Genomic DNA, 21,885 nt, shown 5'->3' with positions numbered 1-21,885 from the left:
TCTACAGATACGCTTTTCTTGATATCGAAAGGAATCACCGTGGCAGGCTTTACCACTCGCGCCATTCACGCCGTGCACTCTAACGAAGAGCAGGCAGTCGTGCCCCCGATATACACCGCCTCCACCTTCGGCCAGCCCACCGACGGCACCGAAGGCCCCTTCGAATACCAGCGCGGCGGCAACCCCACCCGCTCCAAGGCAGAAACTACCCTCGCCGCCATCGAAGGCGCCGAGCACGCCTTCCTCTACGCCTCCGGCATGAGCGCCACCGCCGCAGCTATGGGAATCCTGGAACACGGACAGACCCTCATCATGGGCATGCCCGTCTACGGCGGCAACTACCGCTTCGCCACCATCGAACTCCCCAAGCGCGGGGTGGAGCACGAGCTGGTCTACGACCTCTCCACCCTCTCCGACGCCCACTTTGAGGGCAAGAACGTGGGCATGGTCTTTATCGAGACCCCCTCCAACCCCACCCTGCGCGTCACCGACATCAAGAAGGTCGCCGAGCTGGCCCACCGCCACGGTGCCCTGCTGGTTGTCGACAACACCGTCATGACCCCCTACCTGCAGAAGCCCCTCGACCTGGGTGCAGACATCGTGGTGCAGTCAGCCACCAAGTACCTGGCGGGTCACGGCGACCTGCTCGCGGGCGTCGCCACCACCAACAACGCAGAGTTGGCCGACAAGCTCTTCAAGGCCCAGCTGATTTCTGGCGGCGTGCTCTCACCCATCGACTCCTACCGTCTGCTGCAGAACGTCAAGACCCTGTCCCTGCGCATGGAACGCCAACAGGCCAATGCCGACCTCCTCATCGCAGCAGTAGCCGCCCACCCCGCCGTCGACACCGTCTACTTCCCCGGCTCCTACAGCGCCGAAGAAGCTAAGATCCAGGCCGAACAGGCCACCGGCAAGGGTGCCCTCTTCTCCTTCACCATCAAAGAAGGTTACGACATCAAGGCCTTCCTCGATGCCCTGCAGGTCTTCACCTTCGCCGTCTCCCTCGGCGGCATCGAGTCCCTGGTCTGCCTGCCCACCACCATGACCCAGGGCGCCTACTCCCCAGAAGACCGCGACGACGCTGGCCTCACCACCCGCCTGGTGCGTGTAGCCGTTGGTATTGAGGACGTTGAGGACCTGCGCGCCGATATCATCGGCGCCCTCGACGCCGCCTAAACTTTCCTTTTCCAAAACACCACCACCGAAAGGTAAACCCATGCAGAACATCACCCGCCGTACCGCGCTCTCTGCCGCTGGCGCGTCCGCCCTCGCCCTGGCCCTGGCCGCCTGCGGCTCCTCATCCTCCACCACCTCCGGCTCATCCTCCGCAGCTGCCGACAAGCTGCAGGCCATCAAGGACGCCGGCAAGATCCGCATCGGCTTCGAAGGCACCTTCGCCCCCTGGAACTACCACAACGAAGCCGGCGAACTCGTCGGCATAGAAAAGGAAATCGGCGACCTCATCGCCGCCGACCTGGGCGTCACCGCAGAATACACCGAAACCCCCTGGGACTCCCTGATCGCCGGTGTCGATGCTGACCGCTACGACATCGTCATCAACAACGTCTCACCCACCGAAGAGCGCAAGCAGAAGTACGACTTCTCCAACCCCTACGTCGCCTCAGAAGGCAAGGTCGCCGTCCTGCAGGACTCCAGCCTGCAGACCATCGCCGACCTCAACGGCGCCACCGCAGCCTCATCAGAGACCTCTAACTTCCGCACCCTGCTCGAAGAAGCTGGCGCCCAGATGACCATCGTCACCGGCTTCGACGAAGCCATCGAGCAGGTCCTCACCGGCCGCGTGGACGCCTGCGGTAACGATGCCGTCACCTTCGCCTACTATCAGGAGCAGCACCCCGACGCCCCCATCCGCCTGCTCGACGGTGTGCTCGGCGACGCCTCCCAGGCCTCAATCCTCATGCCCAAGGGCGCCACCACCCTGCAGACCGCCATCAACGACTCCATCGCCAAGCACCTTGAAAACGGCGACTTCAAGGCCATCTACGAAAAGTACGTTGGCATCGACCTCAGCCCCAAGGCCTAGCCACACGCGGCTAGCCGAACCCCGGCGTCCGAACCGAAAGTAACCCGTAGAACACTATGGACCGCTACCTAGAACTCTGGGCACAATCCCTGCCCTCCCTGCTGCTGGCCACCGTGCAGGTGACCATCCCGCTGACCCTCATCTCCTTCGTCCTCGCGCTGGTGCTGGGTCTGCTGGCCACCGCCGCCCGCAACCTCAGCCGCTACAACCCGCTCAATTGGCTAGCCACAGCCTTTGTGTGGTTCTTCCGCGGCACCCCGCTTCTAGTGCAGCTCTTCCTGGTGTTCTACGGGCTACCCCGCATCGGCATCACCCTTGGCACCTGGCCCGCCGCCATCATCGCGCTCAGCCTCAACACCGGCGCCTACGTGGCTGAAACCTTCCGCTCAGCCTACGCCTCCATTCCACGCGGCCAGTTTGAGGCCGCTAAGACCCTCAACTTCACCAAGATGCAGACCCTGCGCCACGTCGTCGTCCCGCAGGCCACCCGCATCGCCCTACCGCCCCTGGGCAATGACCTGATTGACCTGGTCAAGGGTACCTCCCTGGTCTCGGTGATCTCCATGGTCGACCTCTTCCAGTCCGGCAAGCAGGTCGCTGCTCGCACCTTCGAACCCCTGGCCATGTACCTTGAAGTAGCCGCCATCTACCTGGTCATCTTCACCCTTCTCTCCATCGCCCAGCGCGCCCTAGAGAAGCGCACCAGCCGTTACATAAGGACAGTCAATGCTTAGCCTGAAGAACCTCACCAAAAGCTTCGGCGAGAACACCATTCTGCGTGACATCTCCCTCGACCTCGACAACGGCGAAACCACGGTTATTCTCGGCCCCTCCGGCTCCGGCAAGTCCACCCTCCTGCGCTGCCTCAACCTGCTTGAAACCCCCGAGTCCGGCGTCCTCACCATCGAGGGCGACTCGGTGGACTTCGCCGCCGACCTGAGCGACGAGCAAGTACGCACCATCCGCAAGCACTCGGCCATGGTCTTCCAGAACTTCAACCTCTTCCCCCACTACACCGCTGAGCAGAACGTGGCCCTGGCCCCGGTGCTCAACGGCAAGATGGGTAAGGATGCCGCCGCCCAGCTTGCGCGCGAGCTCTTGGAGAAGGTGGGTTTGGGGCATAAAACAGACGCCTATCCCGATAACCTCTCGGGCGGCCAGCAGCAGCGCGTCGCCATCGCCCGTGCCCTGGCTGTAGCTCCTGATTACCTGCTCTTTGACGAACCCACCTCTGCCCTTGACCCCGAGCTTGAAGCCGAGGTTATTCGTGTGCTCATCGACCTGGCCCGCGAAAAGCGCTCCCTGGTGGTTGTTACCCACAACATGGCCTTCGCCCGCCGGGTCGCCGACCGCATCGTCTTCCTCGACGGCGGCAGCGTGCTCTACAACGGTGCCCCCGAAGCCTTCTTCGCCTCCGACAACGAACGCATCCAGCGCTTCCTGCAGATCTTTGAAATGACGGACTACTGCATCTAAGGAGCTAGGGCTGTCTGGGCGCTAGAACCGTCCTGTGCGCCGCAGATCCGACTTCACCCCGTCCTTTCTCTCTTCACCCCGAGATAATCACTAGGGTGAAGAGAGAAAGGGTGGGGTAAAGTTTTTCCCATGAACACCGCTTTTACGTTTTCAGTAGGTCTGGTACCTAGCCAGCAGGAGTTGATTGACCTCTACACCTCTGTTGGGTGGAGCGCTTACACCGACCGCCCTGAAGACCTGGTGCCCATGTGCGCTGGTAGCCTCTACCTGGCGGTAGCCCGCGAGGACGCCACCGGCCGGCTCGCCGGGCTAGTGCGGGTTGTCGGTGATGGGGTCAGCATCAGCTATATTCAAGACCTACTCATCAACCCGGACTTTCAGAAGTCCGGCCTGGGCTCCCACCTACTCGACATGGCGCTGGAGACCGTGGGTGGCGTCCGCCAGGTCTACATCACCACAGACACCCACCCTAGCAACCAGCACGTGATTGACCTCTACCGGGGCAGAGGCTTTGCGCCCGTTGAGGGCTACGGCTGCGTGACCCTGGCGAAATTTACATTTGATTAGGTTAAAGGGGTGAATGCTACACTCTAAGCCCGCCCCTTGCGATGGGCGCGTGTAACCGCCCCACCCAGCAGGCCATTAGTGACGATTGCCGCCACGTTGATGACGCGGAACCAAAAATGCGGTTCAAGCTATGGCACAGGCAACCTTTCACGGCAGGGTAAGGGACTGCTTAAGCGTACGCGAGTGAAGCAGCTTAGATTTTACAGCCTGACCAGCGGCTTTCTACACTGTTTAACCCTTCAGGCTTTACCTAAGCGCCGTGGGTACGAACCTGCAGCCGCTAGTAGAGCTTGAAAGATTGTGCACCTGCCCTCCGTAGAGCACACGTATTTCCTACTGCTTGAACCAATCGCCGCTTTCAACCAACCGATAGCGTTGTCTGAGCCCTGCCTGGGCAATCCTCGGGGGTATATAGACCCAGGCTGTATGTTCGCTTCCGTCTGCTGCGGTTACGGTTTTCTGCACCCGGTTGTAGAGGTTGGCATCCGAGATGGGACGGCGCGGGTCGGTTCCCTCTAACTCGTCCAGGCAGTTTACAGTAGTAGACCAGTCCGATGCCGCTATAAAAACCAGCGTGCCAGTAATCAACGGCGGCGCGCCGTCCGCCCCTGCCTGAGCCGAGAGAATATAGGGGTAGGAGCTATTACTGACCATCTCAAAGCCCGCAAGAGTAGCAGGGACGTGGGTACGGGCAGCTGACCCGAAGACGTGCTCATTGCTACCGCCGGGGCGCAAGGTGCCGTAAACAAAAACGGGAAGGTGCCTGGTCATATATTTTTACCCTAAAACTAAAAATGACGGTTTTGGATTAAAACCAGCCGTTCTTAACCCAAAACCGTCACTTTAACACAGCTCGGAAATTTACCAACCTGTCGATGCGAAGTAGTTAGTATTCAGCGCAGGCTGAGTAGGTAGCACGCTCTGTACAACCTCATAGGTGCGGCCGTCCGCTAAGGTGTAGGTCCAATGCGCTGCAATGTGCAGGTCATCGGCGCTAAGAGATGAAGGGGAGCGCTGACCGGTCCAGTTAATCTCTATCGCTGACCCAAGATTCTGCAGCGAATTCAGATCACCGTTCCCCGTATCAAAAACAGCATTACAATCATTAGAGCCTGCGGTGTAGTAGGCATCGCTAAAGTTTGAAAGCTCATAGCTGAGGGTATAGGTAGTGTAAGGAGTGCCGCTAGTTGATGCAGGATCATAGACTGCAGTTGACCCAGACGTACCGAAGTAAACGGTCTGGTCGGTAGCGGTCTGAGTCAGGATGCCAGTAGCTCCTTTAGTTGTCAGACCGGTCTGAGTACCGAAGTAGGTACGCCCGTTGACGAAGTCGCTGCCAGCGGCGGTTGCCAGGGGAGCACCAGGACGAGTGGTGCCATCAGCACGCTGCTGGATGACATAATCAACCTTAACGCTGGTAATGCTACCTACCGATACATTCTGAATCCGTAGACGCGAGAACAGCAGCAGCTGCTGGCGCTGGTTAGTTTGGTTGGGTACAGTGCCCCAGTGGAATTTAGCTGCACCGACATACACCGGTTGCCCTGTTGAAGGGCACTGAACGGGAGATGCCGCGTAAGCGGGGAAAGTGGATGTTGCAAGAACAGCAGGTGCTGACCACGCTGCGCCTTTAGCAAGATTTCTACGAGAAATAGAAGAAGTAGACATGGATATCCTTGAGTTGCGAGTGACAGAACCCTTCCATTCTAAAGGTAGTAACCCGCCACTTTAGCTCAATACCGGACTTAATAAAATATGCCCAAGTGAAATAGTGGACGTGTCGCGCTGAATCGGGTGAATACCCCCTCGTACCTGCTCTAACGGGCAGCCAGTACCGCAGCGATAGCTCCCAGAGCCTCCTCGTTCTGCAGAGACGAGGTATCGCCCAGGGCCCGGCCCTGATAGAGCTCCCCGAGCAGACGGCGGGTAATCTTGCCCGACCGGGTCTTAGGGATATCAGCTACCGCAATGACGTCCTTGGGCTTGGCAATGGGGCCAATCTCGTGGCGGATGTGCTCGGTCAGCGCTTTCTTGAGCTCTTCGGCGCTCAGGGCCCGGCCGGCCTCAGACAGGGTCACATAGGCAACCGCCTGGTGGCCGGTCAGCTCGTCCTCTACCGGGCAGACCCCCGCCTCAACTACGGCTTCGTGAGTGACCAGGGCAGACTCAATCTCAATGGTCGACAGGCGGTGGCCCGAAATGTTAATAACATCGTCGATACGACCCAGAATATAGACATCGCCCTCATCATCGACCTTAGCTCCGTCCCCGGCCAGGAACCAGCCGCGCTCGCCATAGTGGCGCCAGTAGGAATCCAGGTAGCGTTGCGGGTTGCCCCAGACCGTTCGAGCCATTGAGGGGCCAATCTTATCGACCACAATGAAGCCCTGCAGGCCGGGCTCAACGTCGGCCCCCTGTTCGTCGACCACGCGGGTTGAGATACCCGGAACCGCCCGGGTCGCACAGCCGGGCTTGGACGCCGTGTGGGGGGCGTCGTCCGCGAAGGTGCCAGTGGGTGCGAACTGGGGGTCGTGGGGGCGAGGGGAGCAGACCGTCGAACCGGTCTCTGACTGCCACCAGGTATCGATGAAGCTGGCGGTACCGCTACCTACATGGGTGCGTAGCCAGCGCCAAGCCTCCGGATTAATAGACTCGCCCACCGACCCCAGCAGGCGCACCGACGAGAGGTCGTACTTGCCGGCGGGCGGGCCGTCGGGGAAGGCGCCCATGAGGGAGCGGATTAGGGTGGGAGCGGTGTAGTAGTTAGTTACCCCGTAGCGCTCAATAACCTCAAAGTGACGCTCAAAAGTAGGAGTGTTAGGCGTACCTTCATAGATGACCTGGCTGACCCCGTTCAGTAGCGGCCCGTAGATTTCGTAGGTGTGGGCGGTGACCCAGGCCAGGTCGGCGGTGCACCAGTGAACGGTGTTCTCAACCTTGGCGGGGTCGTTGACGGTTGCCAGTTCGTCCACGCGGCGCTGGCCCTGCTCGTCCTCAATCTCGGGGAGCAGGTCGAAGAGCAAGGCGTGGGTGTAGGCCACCTGGGTCAGGTAGCCAGCGGACGTGTGTACCAGGCCCTTGGGCTTACCGGTGGTACCGGAGGTGTAGATGATGAAGAGCGGGGTCTCAGCGTCAAAGAGCTGGTAGTCGTGAGTGTCGGGCAGGTTATCAACCAGGTCGTGGTACCAGATGTCGCGCCCCTCGGTCCAGGGCACGGCGGCGTGGGCTTCGGGGGTGCCAGCGGCGCGGTCAATGACAATGACGTGCTCGATGTTGTTCTCACCTGCGCAGGCCTCATCGGCGGTTGCCTTGACCGGTACGACGGTGCCGCGGCGGTTCTGCCCATCGGTGGTAATGAGCACCTTAGCGCCGGTATCTTCCACCCGGAACTTCAGGGCCTCGGCGGAGAAACCGCCAAAGACCAGGGAATGGATAGCACCAATGCGGGCGCAGGCTAGAGTGAAGATGATGGTTTCGGGGATGACCGGCAGGTAAATGACCACACGGTCACCCTGGGTGATGCCCAGCTTCTCCAGGCCGTGGGCTGCTTTGGTGATACGGCGCTGCAACTCAGCGTAGGTGATGGCCTCGCGGTCACCGGGTTCACCCTCGAAGTAGAGGGCTACCTTATCGCCCTTACCCGCTTCGACGTGGCGGTCTACGCAGTTGTAGGCAACATTGAGTTTGCCGCCCTCGAACCACTTAATCTCGGGCACGGTGAACTGCTCGATACCCTCATCATCGAGGCCTAGGCTCTGCGGCTTGGCAAAGGTGTGGGGGTTGGCCTCATCGAAGAGTTCACCCCAAGTCAGGCGGGCTTTAGCCTGGTCAGCCCAGAACTGGATGCGGGCCTCGTCTGAGATGAGTGCCGGGTTGGGCGTGGGATTGAAAGGGTCGGTGTACACGAAGTCGGCAGGTGCGCCCAAGGGTATCTCCCATCGGTAGCTGGCTGTAGCACCGGCGCCGGTTCTCGCAGGACGCCCGTGGGCGGCTTGTTCGGCGTGGTTGCTGCGATCGTCGTAGAGCCAGGTCTCTCGTATCGCTCTTGATGGACAAAATCTCTTTCAGGGTAAGCATCTGCGAGCCACTGTTACTAAACCGTGACGCCCCTTAACGTTTATGACGCCGCGTGACGCGCGTCCGTCCGCCCCCCATTCTTGTATGTAGCGGCAATTGCCATCTGCACGAGAACCTTCCGTGCTGATGGCACTTACCGCCACACTCAACTGTCATACCTATACATAAGTAGGTTTCATTCCACACCTGTTCCATACCTGCGGCCCTGCTAACGTACCCCAGCGTTCAGTAACAGGGCACGGAAGGTCTCGGGTGACCGCATAATATCGTCCCAGGTCACCCGCAACACCCGGTACCCGAGTTGCTCAAGAGCCCGATGCCGTTGCTTCTCCCGCCTGATTACATGAACCGGATTGCCATGGCTACCGTCATATTTCACGTTGCCATCAACCTCCAGAATGACCCTATACCGCTCCCATAGAAAATCAGGACGGTACACAGAGCTACCAACCTGAATGCTCACTTGTTCCTGTGGTGGGGCAAAACCCCAAGTCAGAATGCGGTAGCGAGCAATAGTTTCTGCTGGTGATTCAGCTTTATCACTCATTAAATCGGCCACCGCACGGGCAGTGCATACGCCCTTGCCCTTCAGTAGCGTGATAGCTTCCCGCAGACTTTCCATAGACACAAGCCCTCGATTTAGAAAGTAGTCAGCAACGCACAGGGCATCAAGTAGGGGGAGCGTCATGGCACAGTCGAGCACCGTCTGCAGCGGTAGGGTGACAAAGACTCCGCGATGGAAGATGCTTTCAGCACATATATCTTCTCTCCCCCGGCTGACATGCACCTGCGGCCGCGAGCGTACCGTAGAGGCAGGGTGGCTCACCCAAATTTTGCGCGGAAGCCGCAATAGGGGTGCGTCCCACCAAAGCGCTGCGGATACATGGCTGAGTACATAATGTTGGTGCGTTTTTATGAAGCTGACGTGGCGGGCTTTGGTACGGGTTGTCTCGTCCCATTGAACCCATTGGTGTGCGCCAACATAGGCATTGGGCATGATGCGGATGAGCCTGCCTTGAGCGCAGCGTCGGCGGATAGTGGAGGGGCTGATGCCCTCGTGCCTTAGTTCGGGGGATGTTTTGATGTCGTTGAAAAGCTGTTCCATGGGAGCGACTTTTGCCCTGGAAAGCTGACATGGCAAGAGCTACGAGGCAATCTGTGGATAACTTTTTATCTAAACCAGTGAGTATTTGCTGCGGGCGATTAATGTGTCGCGAACGTGACGCGGGTGCGCGGCGGTGTTGATTATGCGGCGGTGGCGGACGTGAATGTAACGCTCATTGCCATCTGCGTGAGAACTGTCCGCGCTGATGGCAATGAGCATTACCCTCAACGGTGAGAGGCTTAGCCACGAGCCTCTAGCAGGTGCTCCGCCAGGCCGTACTGGTCCGGTGCTCCCAGATGCTCGCGGAGGGTCTCACCTTCGTATTCGGTGTGGAAGAGGCCGCGCTCCTGCAGGATCGGTACAACACCATCGACGAAGGCATCGATGCCGTCCTCGTAGACGTCGGGGGAGAACCAGAAGCCGTCTGCCGCACCAGCTTCGAACCATTCGGTCATGTGGTCAGCGGTTACCTCAGCCGGGCCGATGGGGGAGGGGTGGAAGTCAATGATGCCGTGGTAGAGAATATCGCGCACGGTCCAGCCTTCGCGGGCAATCTCAAGGGCCTTAGCGGAGCGGGGGTCGCCGGGGTTGGGGCGGGCATGGGCCAGCTGGGCGGGATCGATGGGCTTGTCCAGATCTGAGGAGCTGAGCGGGATTCCTAACATCATGCCCAGGTAGCCCACGCGCTGGTGAATCTGGGGTTCAACCAGCAGGCCGCGGCGGTCGAGTGCCTCGCGCTTGGTGGCGGCAATGGTGGGCATGACGCCGGCGAAGAACTTGATTTCGTCGGGGTTGCGGCCTGCGCGTTCGGCGGCGTCGCGCACTGCCTGACGCTGGCGGATGGAGTCCTCAATGGTGAAGGTTGCGCCGATGACGGCGTTGGCGTAGCGGCCTGCCATGGCAAGGCCGTTGGGGGAGCCGCCTGCCTGGAAGATGACGGGCTGGCCCTGCTTGGAGGGCGGGATGGGCAGGGGGCCTGCGGAGGCCAGGTAGCGGCCCTGGAGGTTGACGGGCTGAATCTTGCGGCGGTCAGCGAAGATGCCCTTGTCCTTGTCGGCTACCCAGGTGTCCTTGCCCCAGGAGCCCCAGAGGCCCTGCACGATCTGTACGAATTCGTGGGCGCGGCCGTAGCGTTCTTCAGAGGATTTCATTTCCTGGCCAAAGTTGGCGGCACCGCGGGGGTCTGAGCCAGTGACGGCGTTCCAGCCGATACGACCGCCGCTCATGACGTCGAGTGCCTTGAACTGGCGGGCGAGGTTGTAGGGTTCGTTCCACTGGGTGGAGGCGGTGGCGGCTAGGCCGATGCGTTCGGTGCCGCGGGCAATGGCTGCCATGGTGACCACGGGGTCCAGGGTCATCTGGGGTGCTACCTGGTCGGAGGCCTGGGATTCGTTGGGGGAGTCGGGGAAGAAGATGAACTGGAAGAGGCCGCGTTCTGCTTTCTGGGCGTAGCGCACATGGGAGTCGAGGTTGGCGTAGTTGTGGGGGTCTACTCCGGGGAAGTTCCAGGCGGTGACCTGTGAGCCGTAGCCGTTGCCCATTTGCATGCCGATGAGCATTTTCTTTTTGTCTGCCATGATTTTTTCTCTTTCTGTTGGTTGGTGTTTTTTAGGCTGCGAGGGGTCGCATGGTGCTGTTGTGGAAGATGAGGGGTTGGGTGTCGTCGGCGCGGTGGTGGTCGAGGACGCGGTAGAGGGCGATGATGTGGTCGCCTGCTTCGATGGTTTGGTAGGGCTCTACGATGAGGTGGGCTGCTGCGCCGGGGAGGGTGAGGGCGCCGCCGTCGTGGGTGGTGTAGGTAATGTCTTTGAAACGGTCTTGGGTGGCACGGCGGAGGAGGTTGGCGTTTTCTAGATCGTCTGCGGCGAGGATGCTGATGCCGAGCTGGGGTAGTTTGCTGAGGTCAGGCCAGGTAGTGGAGGTTTTGGCGAAGCTGACGCTGATAAGGGGTGGATCGAGGGAGATGGTGGTGAAGGAGTTGGTAAGCATGCCGGCGGGTGTGCCGTTGGTGTGGCCTGCGGTGAGGGCGATGCCGGTGGGGTAGGCACCGAAGGTGGTGCGGAGTTCGCGGGGGTCTATTGCTGTTGTTGTCATGCTTAACCTTTCTAAGTGGAGAAGTTTTCCGTTTATGTTTGTAACTATACGGAGACTTTTTCCGTTTATCAAGTGTAGGATAGGGAACATGACACAAACACTTGCCCCCCAGGCCCGTAAACCCCGCGCTGATGCCCTGCGCAACCGCGAAAAAATTCTTGAGGTTGCCCGCGTGGCTTTCGAGAAGGAGGGCGTCAATATCTCTATGGACGCCGTTGCCAAGCAGGCGGGTGTGGGTGCGGGTACGCTCTACCGTAATTTCCCTAACCGCCCTGCCCTGGTAGCGGCTGTGCTGGAATCGCAGGGTATGGGTGCGCCGGAGCCTGCTGCTGATTCGCTGGCACGCGGTGAAGATTCCTTAGAGGTTCTTAAGATTTGGTTGCGTGCGACTGCCCGCTGGTTTGGCACCTATGAGGGGCTAACGGAGCCTATGCGCACGGCGGTGGATGAGGCATCCTCCCCGCTAGGTATGGCGTGCCAGGACGTGATTAGCCAGCTGGATACCCTGCTGGCGGCAGCCCAGGCGGACGGCTATGTGCGGGAGGATGTCACCGGTAAAGATCTGTATTTGGCGACTCTGGGCATAGCGTGGGCTGCCCGGCACTCTGATGAGCCAGAGCGTCTCTTTGACCTGCTGGCAAGCGGCTGGCTGCGCTAGAAGGGGGCTGGAGGCAACGAGGAGAGCCCCACCCGTTGAGTCGGGTGGGGCTCTTTGGTGTTCCTTAGGCGGGGTTAGCGGGTGAAGTCGATGACGACTTTGCCTAGTGCTCCATCAAAGAGGCGCTGGTAGGCGGTCTTAGCCTCGTCAAAGGAGTAGACAGAGTCGATTTCAGGTTTAATATCAAGCTGGTTGAGTGCGCGGGTGAAATCCTCAAAGGCGCGGTGATGACCCACGTTAATGCCCTGGAGTTTCGCTTGCTTGGCTAGCAGGTCAAAGAGATTTACCTGAGCGTTCATATCATCTAGGAAGCCGATAACATAGATGTTTCCCTGGAAGGCAAGCGCCTTGATGGACTTGTTGATGCTTGACCCACCTACTACCTCAATAATGTGTTCAACGCCCTGACCGCCGGTGAGGGCCAGAATCTGGTCCTCCCAGTTGGGGGTTGTGCTGTAGTTAATGGTGTGTGTTGCACCGAGCTTGCGGGCTTTCTCTAGTTTTTCGTCACTGCTACTGGTGACGATAACTTCTGCCCCGAGAGCGGAAGCAATTTGGATAGCGAAGATGGAGACACCGCCGGTCCCGAGAACAAGGACTCGGTCACCTGCCTTGATACTGCCGTACTCCACGAGAGAGAACCAGACAGTGAAGGCCGCGACGGGCAGGGTGGATGCTTCCTTGTCGCTGAGGGTGCTGGGAGTGTGTACGGTGGCATCCTCGTTCAGTACCATGTATTCGGCAAGGCCGCCATCGATGGTTGCGCCCAGTGCGTGTTCTACCTCGTTTCCCTGGGGTTTTCCGTCGAGCCAGGTGGTGAACATGTGGGAGGTAACGCGGTCTCCTACCTTAAACCGTGTGACGGCAGATCCTATCTCAACTACTTCGCCGGAGGCGTCGGAGACAGGAATGATGGGGAAGGTGATGAGGTCGGGGGTGTAGTTGCCCTCAACGATTGCTTTGTCGCGGTAGTTGAGGGAAACTGCGTTCACCTTGATGAGAATCTGGTGGTCGTTGATGGTGGGCTTGTTGATATCGACCTGTTCAAGGGAGTCGATACCGAAGTCTTTGAGTTGCCAGGCTCGCATTATTCTCCTTGGGTTATTGATAGTAGAAAATCTGTGGGATTAGAGTACGCCGGGAGTATCGTGCAGGGTAACGGATTCGCTGAGGGGCACGCGTCCCACCCCTGCGTTGTAGAGGGGTGAGGTGGGGTCGCCCTTGCCGATGGCGAGGGCAAACTGGAGCTTAAACTCCGCTGGTACCTCCAGAATCTCACGCACCGTATCAGGAAACATGGCGGCAGATGCCAGAGGAATGCCGTGGTAGCCGTGAGCGGTCAGTGAGAGTAGGAAATTCTGGGCATACATGCCGAGGTCGCCACTGGCGCGAATGCCGTCGCCCATCATGGGCATGAAGAGGAAAACGGCGTGAGGTGCGTCGTAGAAGCGCAGGTTCTTGCGGATTACTTCGACTCTGCCTTCTGTGTCGTTGCGGGCTACGCCCTGTGCGAGGTAGGTGGAGGCTGCAAGCTCCTGGGAGCGGCGTAGGTAGGTATCGGTACCGTAGTCGGTGTTGAAATCAGGGTGGAATTTGCCGGCTTCAAGGTCGGCAATCATCGCCTGGGTGACGCGGTCTTTGGTGGCGCCAGAGACGATGTGGATGTTCCAGGGTTGGGTGTTGGAGTTGGATGGCGCACTTTGGGCATCTTCGAGGACTTGGCGGAGGGTAGGCGCGGGGATAGGCTCGGGGAGGAACTGACGGGGTGAGTGGCGGCTGCGGATGAAGTCTGAGAGCTGTTGAGTCGTCGTCATGTTTTCACCTTAGCATTAAGTGGAGATTATCTCCATAAATATATGGAGGATATTTCCATTTTTATACCCTGGTATAAATACCGCGCATAAGAGCTAGATATACTGTGGATCACACCGCTATGCCTGTATCTGCCAGGCTTTCGGTATAGCATCTCCACCGGTAACGCAGGGGAAATAATATGTATGGGAGGTCAATCCAGGTCGTAATATCTACACCTTTCGTCATGTTCGGCAATATCTTCATGCTTGTGCCTGCGGTCACCGTGGTGTTGTGTACACTAAAACCTAAGATCATGAGTCCTAACGTCAAGCTCTGGCTAGTTGGGCGGCAACCCTCTCCCGTAGCGGGGTGCCCCAGATGAGGATCAGGCAGTAATGCAAGTACGGCGCACCCAGGCGCCACCTTCGCGAAGGCTCGGCGCCTTTTACTTTTGGGTAAGGACGCCGGTGGCAGCACGGGCGCGAAGGGCCAAGCACTATTTGTGAAAGGGCCCGGTTTATGACCGAGAAGAAGCGCATCGTTGTCAACGCCTTCGATATGACCACCACTAGCCACCAGAGCTTTGGCCTGTGGCGCCACCCCCGTAACCGGGCGGATGAGTATAACACCATTAAGTACTGGACTGATCTGGCGAAGGTCTGCGAGAAGGGTCTGTTCGACGCTGTATTTATCGCTGACGTGGTGGGCGTCTACGACGTCTACAAGGATTCAGTAGCTCCCGTACTCAAGGACGGTGCCCAGGTTCCTGTGGGTGACCCCTTCCTGCAGATTTCTGCTATGGCTGCTGTAACCGAGCACCTGGGCTTTGGTGTTACCGCCGCCGTGACCTACAACCAGCCCTACACCCTGGCCCGCTCCTACTCCACCCTGGATCACCTGACCGGCGGCCGCGTGGGCTTCAACGTGGTGACCTCCTACCTACAGTCCGCTGCTGAGAACCAGGGTCTACCCGGTCAGATTGAGCACGATAAGCGGTACGAGATTGCCGAAGAGTTCCTCGATGTCTGTTACAAGCTGTGGGAAGGCTCCTGGGAGGACGGCTCTGTGCCCCGCGACCGTGAAAACGGCGTCTTCGCTGACCCCTCTAAGGTGCACCCCATCCTGCACAAGGGCAAGTACTTCCAGGTACCCGGCATCGCCCTGACTGAGCCTTCACCCCAGCGCACTCCCGTGATTTTCCAGGCCGGTGCGTCCTCCCGCGGCCAGGCTTTCTCTGGCCAGCACGCCGAGGCTATCTTCATCACCGCTCTGCGCCCCCACCTGACTAAGGTGCTGACCGAGCGTATCCGCAACGAGGCTGAAAAGGCCGGCCGCAAGCGCGATGACGTGAAGATTCTGGCTATGCTCTCCGTTGTCGTGGATGAGACCGACGAGAAGGCTCAGGCCAAGTACGCTGAGTACCTCAAGTACCAGAACGTTGAGGCATCTCAGGGCATCATCGGCGGCTGGAGCGGTCTTGACCTGAATCAGTTCGATGAGGAAGAGGCTCTCAAGTACGTTGAGACCGAGTCGATTCAGTCCTTCCTGACCCCATTTACCCTGCAGGATAAGGAGAAGGAGTGGACCCGCAAGGACATCGCCGAGCACTGCGCCACCGGCGGTATGGGGGCGGTTCTGGTGGGCTCCCCCCAGACCGTTGCCGATGAGCTGGAGAAGTGGATTGACGAGGGTGGTCTGGACGGCATCAACCTGGCCTACCACGTTTCTCCCGGATCCTTCGAAGACTTCGTTGAGTTCGTGGTCCCCGAACTGCAGAAGCGTGGCCGCTACCGCACCGCCTATGAGGGCTCCACCCTGCGCGAGAGCCTCTTCGGTGAGGGCAACAAGTACGTGGACGAGCGCCACCCCGCTGCCAAGTACCGCGGCGCCTACGCGGGCAAGCCCTCCGCCGCCGACACCCCGGCCCGTGACTTCCTCAAGCTGGCGATTGAGAAGGCTGAGAAGGCAGAGGCCGCAGGCCACTAGTTCTGCAGATGCCAGGCCGCTGCCCCGCGCCTTCCTGCCAACGGGCAGGGGAGTGCGGGGGGCGTCCTTATCTTCTTTCAGCCGTGCCGACGGTTAGAGCAGGGCGCTCCACAGACGGCAGAAGTTCTCGGCAATCTTCTGGTGGGTGGGGCGGTTGACCCACTCGTCATAGCGCAGGCGCTTACAGCGGGAGATATAGTCCCGGGCAACTTCTTCGAGTTCCTGCACCATGGGCTTACCCACGATGAAGGTGGAAACCTCAAAGTTGAGGGCGAAGGAACGGGGGTCCATGTTGGAGGAACCGATGAAGGTAATTTCGTCGTCCACAATCATGAACTTGGAGTGCAGCACGGTGGGGCCAGGGTACTGCTGAATCTTCACACCCGAACGGAGTAGCTGCTCGTAGTAGGAGCGCTGGCCCATAATCGGCAGGAACTGGTCGCCCTTCTCGCAGACAATCAGGGTTACGTCGATACCCGAAAGCGCCATATTGGTGAGCGCCTGCAGCAGAGTTTCTTCGGGCACGAAGTAGGGGGAGCAGATGATGATGCGGTCTTCTGCGTTGTAAATCAGGTGGTTGATCAGGCGCAGGTTATTTTCGGTTTCGAACCCGGGGCCAGAAGGTACGATTTGGGCGAGCGGACGCTGGCCCTCCTGCCCTGCCTCGTCGTGGGCTTCGATGTCAGCGTCGATTTCATCGAGTAGGAGTTCCTTGGTCTCGGCGTACCAGTCAGAGATGAATACCGCGTTGAGCTCGTGCACCACAGGGCCGGTGCAGAAGAATGAGAGGTCCTTCCACTCCAGACCCTTTTTGATGTTGCCCTTGAGATTATAGGTGCGGTCGATGGCGTTCTGGGAGCCTGAGAAGGCAATCTCGCCGTCAATGACCACAATCTTGCGGTGGTTGCGCAGGTCGGGGCGCTGCCACTGGCCCTTCCAGGGCTTGAGGGGGAGCATAAGTCGCCAGGGCACCCCGGTATCGTTGAGCTTGCGCTGAAGTTCCCGCCAGCGGGGGTACTTGCGGGAGCCGATATGGTCAATGAGCACGTGCACCGCAACCCCGCGCTGATGGGCGCGCACCAGGGCATCCCAGAGGGGCTCGGTGGTTGAATCGAGGGCGGTGATGTAGAACTCGAAGTGAACGTACTTCTTAGCCTGATCGATTTTCTCGGCAATTTCTTGCAGGGCCGCATTGTTATCGTGGCGCAGCTCGAAGTCGTTGCCGCCAATCAGCGGCAGGGCACCGAGCTTGTAGTTGAGGTTAGCTGCCACCCGCGCAGGCTCAGAGAGCACCGGGTCGCCCAGCACTGCGTCATCCCCCTGAATGGCCTCTTTAATGATCTGGTTCATGCTGCGCTGACGGCTACGGCGGTGCCGGGGCACCAGGTTGGAGCCAAACACCAAGAAGGCGAAGAGACCCACAAAGGGGATAAAGAAAATCGCCATCAGCCAGCCGAGCGCCACCACCGGTTTGCGGTTATAGGGTAGCCAGAAAATCACGGTCAGACGAATCAGCAGGTCAACCACCAGCAGGGTAATAGAAGCCCACTGCGGGAGGTTCAGCAAGTCAATCAGGGGAGGAATACCTAGGTTCACCTTTTTCATTTTACCGGGGCAGCTAGCTTCGTGGGGGTTGTATGTCCAAATCTGTACCTGCCCCTGCAATAGACTGGTGGTGTGAAGAAACCCGAGAAGTCTGTGCGCCAGCAGCGCCGCGAGCGAACCCACACCGCTATCCACGAGGCCGCCCTCACCCTGGTGCAAGAAAAGGGCCTCAAAGCCACCACCACCGATGAGATCGCTGAGCGTGCCGGGGTGAGCCCCCGCACCCTCTTCAACTATTTCGCCAGTAAGGAGGACGCCGTGCTGGGCCTGCGCGCCCCCGTCATCACCGATGACATCCTGCAACGCGATGCTGCCCGCCAGGACCTCTACATCTTCGAACGCGTCGCCCACCTGATGCTCGATATTATGGTCGCTTCGGTCGACAGCCCCACCTACCCGCAGGTGCGCCCCCTAGTGCAGGAATACCCGGAACTGCGCTACCGCCTGAAAACCCACCATATTGAGTGTGAAAAGATCCTGGCTGACCTGCTTCGCACCGTCAACTGGGTGGAGTTCAGCGCGAGTGGGCGCCGCGGCCCCTGGCCCTACCTGCCCGAGAGCGAGGCGGACGCGGGCACCTCAGAACCCCGCCTGCGTGCGGCTCTCTGTATCACCTCGGCTCTGCTCCGCTACCTGGACTACACCCGCGGCGTCCCCGAGGGTGAAGAACGCGATGAGATTATCAGCGAGGCCGTGCAGACCTTCCGCCACCTGCTGCGCGAGGATTAGCCGCGGCCCGTCCGTCATGCTACGTCACGGGTAGACCCCCGCAGGGCTCTACAGGGGTAAAGTGGCTAATGGGTGCCCCCGCGCCTAAAACTTGGAACAAAGGAGTAGACCATGAAGATTCTTCTGCCCACATCAATCACCCTCGACCAGAGCGCACTGGGAGCTGAGGACGGCGACGAGCTCATCAGCTACGACCCGGCAGTTAATATCGCCCCCGAACACCATGACGCCGATGTGCTGGTGGCATGGGGCAACACCAACGACCAGCTCAAGGACGCCGCCGCCCACCTCCAGCAGGTAGAGCTGGTTCAGGCCCTGCTGGCTGGCCCCGATCAGGCACGGGCCGCGGGCTTCCGCCCCGAAGCCGTCATCGCCTCCGGCAGTGGTCTGCACTCAAAGACCGTTGCTGAGCACACCCTGGCCCTGGCCCTCAACTTTGTGCGCTTCCTACCCACCCTGGCCGAGCACCAGGCACAGAAGAACTGGGCCACCGAACTCGGCGGCCCCCAGGAACTCCACCCCGCTGACCAGGTCACCACCCTGCTCGGCGCCAAGGTCACCATCTGGGGCTTTGGCTCCATTGGCCAGGCAACCGCCCGCCTCTTCGATGCCTTCGGGGCCGACGTCACCGGTATTGCCCGTTCTGCTGGTGAGCGCGCGGGCTTCCCCGTGGTCGCCACCGACGACATCGACTCGGTCCTAGAAACCACCGACATCCTGGTCATGATCCTGCCCAACTCTGAGGAAACCAAGAACTCCCTCGACGCCGCTCGCTTGGCCAAGCTGCCCCAGCGTGCCTACGTCATCAACGTCGGTCGCGGCCCCACCGTTAACGAGGCAGACCTGATTGAAGCCCTCAACTCAGGCAGTATCGCCGGCGCCGCCGTCGACGTTGTCGTCGAAGAGCCCCTGCCCGCTAGCGACCCCCTGTGGGACGCCAAGAACATTGTCATCACCCCCCACTCAGCGGGCGGCCGCCCCGTCGAGCCCGAAGCTCTCATCAAGCAGAACCTGCAGGCCCTGCGCGATGCCCGCGCGGGTAAGGACGCTGAGTGGCGCAACAAGATGAATTAGAGGAGGGAAGTTAAGGGGTAGGGTAGGGCGCTACGTCCGCCGACCCTCTCACTCCTCGCCTGGCGGCTCGTCGTGATTCACGCCAGCCCCGAGCCAGCGGACGTAGCTCCCTACCCCACCCCTGGCCTGGGCCGGTTGACTACGTACTACCCACATACACAAAAGGAGCTCCACCAGAATCTGGTGGAGCTCCTTTTAGTTGTGTTTAGCTGACGACGTGGCCGGTTTCATCCAGCAGCTTGGCGCGCAGTTCGCGGCGCTCAGCCTGGGCGTCCGGGTCAGGCAGCGGCACAGCGGCCAGCAGGCGCTGGGTGTAGACCTCGCGGGGGTGGCGCAGAATCTGCTCGCGCGGCCCCTGCTCTACGATTTCGCCGCGGCGCATCACCGCGATACGGTCGGCCAGGGCGTCGATGACTGCCAGGTCGTGGGTGACGAAGAGGCAGGCGAAGCCCATTTCTTCCTGGAGCTCCTGGAAGAGCTCAAGCACACGTGCCTGCACCGATACGTCCAGAGCCGAGGTGGGTTCGTCCGCAATGAGCAGCTTGGGCTTGAGGGAGAGGGCGCGGGCGATACCGACGCGCTGCTTCTGACCGCCGGAGAGCTCGTGCGGGTAGCGGTTGCGGTAGGAGCGAGGAAGCTCTACACGGTCGAGGAGCTCTTCGATATGCTTCTGCAGTTCGGCCCCCTTGGCGACACCGGCCAGCATCATGGGTTCACCGATGGATTCGCCGATGGGCAGGCGGGGGTTGAGGGAGGATGAGGGGTCCTGGAAGACCATGCCCACGTGCTTGCGTACCTCGGCCAGGTCCTTGCGGCTGGGCTTGCGCATATCAACGCCGCAGACGTTCAGCTCACCTTCGGCGACCTGCAGGAAGCCCACGGTGGCACGGCCGATGGTGGACTTACCGGAGCCCGATTCACCCACAAGACCCAGTACCTCACCGGCACGGATTTCGAGGTTGGCGCCGGTGACAGCGCGGAAGGGACCAACGCGACCCTGCTTGGGGTACTCGAGGGCAACGTCCTTGAGAGAGAGGATAACCTCGCCGGTGCGCTGGGGGGCAACCTGTTCCAGAAGGGCGGTGGCCGGACGCTGGTGTTCGGCGGCGTCGTCAATGGCGGCATTCACGTCGATTTCGTCGCCACCCAGGTGGAGCACAGCGCCCAGCAGGGCCTGGGTGTACTCGTGCTGGGGGTTGTTGAAGACCTCGTGAATCTCGCCGGTCTCAACGATCTGGCCGCGACGCATGACCGCTACGCGGTCAGCGAGGTCAGCGACCACACCCATGTCGTGGGTAATCAGGATGATGGCTGAGTTGAGCTTCTTCTGCAGGTTACGCATGAGCTCAAGAATTTCAGCCTGTACGGTCACATCGAGCGCCGTGGTGGGCTCGTCGGCAATCAGCAGCTTGGGGTTGGTCGAAAGCGACTGGGCAATCATGGCGCGCTGACGCTGGCCGCCCGACATCTGGTGGGGGTAGGAGTTGAAAGCCTTGACGGGGTCGGGCATTTCGACCATCTCAAGCATCTTGATGGCTTCTTCTTTGGCCTCTGCCGGCGAGATGTTCTTATGCAGGCGCAGGGTTTCAACAATCTGGTCGCCCACGGTCATGACCGGGTTCATGGCGGTCATGGGCTCCTGGAAAATCACGGCGACTTCTTCACCGCGCACACCGAGCAGCTCTGTGTTGGATAGGCCAACGAGTTCGCGGCCGTTGAGTTTAACAGAGCCGGTGACGCGGGCGTTCTTGGGCAGCAGCCCGATCATACCCATGGACGAAACTGACTTACCTGAGCCGGATTCACCCACAATGGCGAGGACCTCACCGGCATGCACCTCGTAGTTGAGGTTCATAGCGGCGGGAACCCAGGTACGTTCGACGCCGAAGTCAACGCTGAGGTCGCGGACTTCGAGGACCGGCTGGGCGCCGGTTGGCTGAGTGGTTGGTGTATTCACTGGTTTTCCCAACTCTTGGTTGTTTCTGTAGAAGTTAGTGGGGTGGAGCTGTCTCATCTGAGAGAATCGAGAGACTATGAAGTCTCAGTATTTGCAGAACCCTCCGGTGACCTTTCGCGTGAAAACCGCCCCTTTCTATACCTGGTGCGCTGTGCTGGTTGCAGCGAGCGTGCTGGTGGCCTTAGCTGTTAGCGGTGGCCTTTCGGCCCTGCTGACCGGCGGTTGGGGTGCGCTCTGGATGGCCTACACTGTCTGGTACGTGCTGGGCCGCTCTCGGCTGGTGGTGGGCGCTGATGAGCTCACCATCTATAACCCCTTTGTGACGCATACGGTCAATTACGCGGCCCTCATCGATGTCTCGACCAGGTACCACCTAACTCTGGTAACGCCGTCCAAGCGCTTTCAGGCTTTTGGTCTGCCGTCAAGCGGGATGGTGGCGTCCCTTTCTGCCCACCGTCAAGACCTTGAGCGTTTGCCCGCTATTACCTACGGTGCGGAACGCTCTATCCGGGCTTCGGACCTGCCGAATTCAGCGGCGGGGGCCGTTGCCCTGGTGGTGCGCGGCTACTGGCAGGAGCTGGTTGAGGACGCCGCCCTGGAGGGGGTCTCGCCTCGGCAGGAATCGCGGGTGGACGCTGTCGGGGCGGCTATCTTCGTCCTTCTGCTTCTAGCAGCAGTAGCGGGTCTGGTTTTCTAGGCTCAGGGTGAGCCGGGAGGTT

20 protein-coding genes and 1 riboswitch are annotated in these 21,885 nt (G+C 60.0%); of the genes, 10 read left to right on the top strand and 10 right to left on the bottom strand.

The window, feature by feature from the left end; translation table 11 throughout:
* Nucleotides 1–39: 39 nt before the first annotated feature.
* The 5 genes from VSX42_RS05585 (at nt 40) to VSX42_RS05565 (ending at nt 4,087) form a co-directional block, all read left to right on the top strand.
* Nucleotides 40–1,176 (top strand): PLP-dependent aspartate aminotransferase family protein, encoded by a 1,137-nt coding sequence (locus VSX42_RS05585; RefSeq protein WP_326503346.1) that lies wholly within the window; start codon nt 40–42, stop codon nt 1,174–1,176.
* Nucleotides 1,177–1,216: 40 nt separating this feature from the next.
* Nucleotides 1,217–2,044, top strand: coding sequence for a transporter substrate-binding domain-containing protein (locus tag VSX42_RS05580; RefSeq protein WP_326503345.1), 828 nt, complete (start codon nt 1,217–1,219; stop codon nt 2,042–2,044).
* A gap of 56 nt (nt 2,045–2,100) precedes the next feature.
* Entirely contained in the window at nt 2,101–2,778 is a 678-nt protein-coding gene (locus VSX42_RS05575; RefSeq protein ID WP_326503344.1) for an amino acid ABC transporter permease, read from the top strand.
* A complete protein-coding gene (locus VSX42_RS05570) occupies nt 2,771–3,520 on the top strand; it encodes an amino acid ABC transporter ATP-binding protein (protein ID WP_326503343.1) in 750 nt (249 codons plus the stop codon). The genes VSX42_RS05575 and VSX42_RS05570 overlap by 8 nt, the downstream gene beginning before the upstream one ends.
* Before the next feature lie 129 nt (nt 3,521–3,649).
* The gene (locus VSX42_RS05565; protein ID WP_326503342.1) at nt 3,650–4,087 is read left to right on the top strand and encodes a GNAT family N-acetyltransferase; all 438 of its coding nucleotides are present in this window, start codon (nt 3,650–3,652) and stop codon (nt 4,085–4,087) included.
* A gap of 333 nt (nt 4,088–4,420) precedes the next feature.
* Here the strand turns inward: VSX42_RS05565 and VSX42_RS05560 are convergent, their stop codons facing one another.
* The 6 genes from VSX42_RS05560 to VSX42_RS05535 form a co-directional block, all read right to left on the bottom strand.
* Nucleotides 4,421–4,858: a gamma-glutamylcyclotransferase family protein gene (locus VSX42_RS05560; RefSeq protein ID WP_326503341.1), complete on the bottom strand. Its 438-nt coding sequence runs from the start codon at nt 4,856–4,858 to the stop codon at nt 4,421–4,423.
* A gap of 90 nt (nt 4,859–4,948) precedes the next feature.
* Complete coding sequence (locus VSX42_RS05555; RefSeq protein WP_326503340.1) at nt 4,949–5,623, bottom strand: hypothetical protein; 675 nt, start codon at nt 5,621–5,623, stop codon at nt 4,949–4,951.
* A 281-nt stretch (nt 5,624–5,904) separates the two neighbouring features.
* Nucleotides 5,905–8,013 (bottom strand): AMP-binding protein, encoded by a 2,109-nt coding sequence (locus VSX42_RS05550; RefSeq protein WP_326503339.1) that lies wholly within the window; start codon nt 8,011–8,013, stop codon nt 5,905–5,907.
* A 359-nt stretch (nt 8,014–8,372) separates the two neighbouring features.
* Nucleotides 8,373–9,269 (bottom strand): type IV toxin-antitoxin system AbiEi family antitoxin domain-containing protein, encoded by an 897-nt coding sequence (locus VSX42_RS05545; protein ID WP_326503338.1) that lies wholly within the window; start codon nt 9,267–9,269, stop codon nt 8,373–8,375.
* A gap of 239 nt (nt 9,270–9,508) precedes the next feature.
* Nucleotides 9,509–10,846 carry an NtaA/DmoA family FMN-dependent monooxygenase gene (locus tag VSX42_RS05540; protein ID WP_326503337.1) on the bottom strand — a complete coding sequence of 446 codons (1,338 nt, stop codon included), beginning with the start codon at nt 10,844–10,846 and terminating at the stop codon, nt 9,509–9,511.
* A gap of 31 nt (nt 10,847–10,877) precedes the next feature.
* Nucleotides 10,878–11,363 carry a flavin reductase family protein gene (locus VSX42_RS05535; protein WP_326503336.1) on the bottom strand — a complete coding sequence of 162 codons (486 nt, stop codon included), beginning with the start codon at nt 11,361–11,363 and terminating at the stop codon, nt 10,878–10,880.
* 88 nt (nt 11,364–11,451) lie between these two features.
* Between VSX42_RS05535 and VSX42_RS05530 the strand changes: the two genes are divergently transcribed.
* Entirely contained in the window at nt 11,452–12,021 is a 570-nt protein-coding gene (locus VSX42_RS05530) for a helix-turn-helix domain-containing protein (protein WP_326503335.1), read from the top strand.
* Nucleotides 12,022–12,095: 74 nt separating this feature from the next.
* Here VSX42_RS05530 and VSX42_RS05525 read toward each other — a convergent pair whose 3' ends face one another.
* Together VSX42_RS05525 and VSX42_RS05520 are read right to left on the bottom strand one after the other, a co-directional pair.
* Nucleotides 12,096–13,109: an NAD(P)-dependent alcohol dehydrogenase gene (locus VSX42_RS05525; protein ID WP_326503334.1), complete on the bottom strand. Its 1,014-nt coding sequence runs from the start codon at nt 13,107–13,109 to the stop codon at nt 12,096–12,098.
* Nucleotides 13,110–13,148: 39 nt separating this feature from the next.
* Complete coding sequence (locus VSX42_RS05520; protein WP_326503333.1) at nt 13,149–13,835, bottom strand: nitroreductase; 687 nt, start codon at nt 13,833–13,835, stop codon at nt 13,149–13,151.
* Nucleotides 13,836–14,124: 289 nt separating this feature from the next.
* A riboswitch (SAM riboswitch) is annotated at nt 14,125–14,225 on the top strand.
* A 109-nt stretch (nt 14,226–14,334) separates the two neighbouring features.
* On the opposite strand from VSX42_RS05520, the gene VSX42_RS05515 reads away from it, so the two are divergent.
* Complete coding sequence (locus tag VSX42_RS05515) at nt 14,335–15,801, top strand: LLM class flavin-dependent oxidoreductase (RefSeq protein ID WP_326503332.1); 1,467 nt, start codon at nt 14,335–14,337, stop codon at nt 15,799–15,801.
* Between the two features lie 93 nt (nt 15,802–15,894).
* Here VSX42_RS05515 and cls read toward each other — a convergent pair whose 3' ends face one another.
* On the bottom strand, nt 15,895–17,406 hold the full coding sequence (gene cls / locus VSX42_RS05510; protein ID WP_418950775.1) for a cardiolipin synthase: 1,512 nt from the start codon (nt 17,404–17,406) through the stop codon (nt 15,895–15,897).
* A 72-nt stretch (nt 17,407–17,478) separates the two neighbouring features.
* Here cls and VSX42_RS05505 point away from each other — a divergent pair, with 72 nt between their 5' ends.
* Together VSX42_RS05505 and VSX42_RS05500 are read left to right on the top strand one after the other, a co-directional pair.
* Nucleotides 17,479–18,135, top strand: a complete 657-nt coding sequence (locus tag VSX42_RS05505; protein ID WP_326503330.1) for a helix-turn-helix domain-containing protein — start codon at nt 17,479–17,481, stop codon at nt 18,133–18,135.
* A gap of 111 nt (nt 18,136–18,246) precedes the next feature.
* Nucleotides 18,247–19,209 carry an NAD(P)-dependent oxidoreductase gene (locus VSX42_RS05500; RefSeq protein WP_326503329.1) on the top strand — a complete coding sequence of 321 codons (963 nt, stop codon included), beginning with the start codon at nt 18,247–18,249 and terminating at the stop codon, nt 19,207–19,209.
* 205 nt (nt 19,210–19,414) lie between these two features.
* On the opposite strand, the gene VSX42_RS05495 is transcribed toward VSX42_RS05500, so the two are convergent.
* Nucleotides 19,415–21,166: an ABC transporter ATP-binding protein gene (locus tag VSX42_RS05495; RefSeq protein WP_326503328.1), complete on the bottom strand. Its 1,752-nt coding sequence runs from the start codon at nt 21,164–21,166 to the stop codon at nt 19,415–19,417.
* Between the two features lie 76 nt (nt 21,167–21,242).
* Between VSX42_RS05495 and VSX42_RS05490 the strand changes: the two genes are divergently transcribed.
* Nucleotides 21,243–21,863, top strand: coding sequence for a PH domain-containing protein (locus tag VSX42_RS05490; protein WP_326503327.1), 621 nt, complete (start codon nt 21,243–21,245; stop codon nt 21,861–21,863).
* Nucleotides 21,864–21,885 lie beyond the last annotated feature (22 nt).

This window comes from Rothia nasimurium (genome assembly GCF_035916755.1).
GTDB lineage: Bacteria > Actinomycetota > Actinomycetes > Actinomycetales > Micrococcaceae > Rothia.
The sequence above is the reverse complement of the archived record's forward strand: the minus strand, read 5'-3'. Positions and strand labels throughout refer to the sequence as shown.

What these genes read in the sequence shown, in the direction of transcription:
- VSX42_RS05580 (WP_326503345.1), top strand. Translation starts at nt 1,217, where the DNA reads ATGCAGAACATCACCCGCCGTACCGCGCTCTCTGCCGCTGGCGCGTCC.
- VSX42_RS05575 (WP_326503344.1), top strand. Translation starts at nt 2,101, where the DNA reads ATGGACCGCTACCTAGAACTCTGGGCACAATCCCTGCCCTCCCTGCTG.
- VSX42_RS05570 (WP_326503343.1), top strand. Translation starts at nt 2,771, where the DNA reads ATGCTTAGCCTGAAGAACCTCACCAAAAGCTTCGGCGAGAACACCATT.
- VSX42_RS05565 (WP_326503342.1), top strand. Translation starts at nt 3,650, where the DNA reads ATGAACACCGCTTTTACGTTTTCAGTAGGTCTGGTACCTAGCCAGCAG.
- VSX42_RS05560 (WP_326503341.1), bottom strand. Translation starts at nt 4,858, where the DNA reads ATGACCAGGCACCTTCCCGTTTTTGTTTACGGCACCTTGCGCCCCGGC.
- VSX42_RS05545 (WP_326503338.1), bottom strand. Translation starts at nt 9,269, where the DNA reads ATGGAACAGCTTTTCAACGACATCAAAACATCCCCCGAACTAAGGCAC.
- VSX42_RS05540 (WP_326503337.1), bottom strand. Translation starts at nt 10,846, where the DNA reads ATGGCAGACAAAAAGAAAATGCTCATCGGCATGCAAATGGGCAACGGC.
- VSX42_RS05535 (WP_326503336.1), bottom strand. Translation starts at nt 11,363, where the DNA reads ATGACAACAACAGCAATAGACCCCCGCGAACTCCGCACCACCTTCGGT.
- VSX42_RS05530 (WP_326503335.1), top strand. Translation starts at nt 11,452, where the DNA reads ATGACACAAACACTTGCCCCCCAGGCCCGTAAACCCCGCGCTGATGCC.
- VSX42_RS05525 (WP_326503334.1), bottom strand. Translation starts at nt 13,109, where the DNA reads ATGCGAGCCTGGCAACTCAAAGACTTCGGTATCGACTCCCTTGAACAG.
- VSX42_RS05520 (WP_326503333.1), bottom strand. Translation starts at nt 13,835, where the DNA reads ATGACGACGACTCAACAGCTCTCAGACTTCATCCGCAGCCGCCACTCA.
- VSX42_RS05515 (WP_326503332.1), top strand. Translation starts at nt 14,335, where the DNA reads ATGACCGAGAAGAAGCGCATCGTTGTCAACGCCTTCGATATGACCACC.
- cls (WP_418950775.1), bottom strand. Translation starts at nt 17,406, where the DNA reads ATGAAAAAGGTGAACCTAGGTATTCCTCCCCTGATTGACTTGCTGAAC.
- VSX42_RS05500 (WP_326503329.1), top strand. Translation starts at nt 18,247, where the DNA reads ATGAAGATTCTTCTGCCCACATCAATCACCCTCGACCAGAGCGCACTG.
- VSX42_RS05490 (WP_326503327.1), top strand. Translation starts at nt 21,243, where the DNA reads ATGAAGTCTCAGTATTTGCAGAACCCTCCGGTGACCTTTCGCGTGAAA.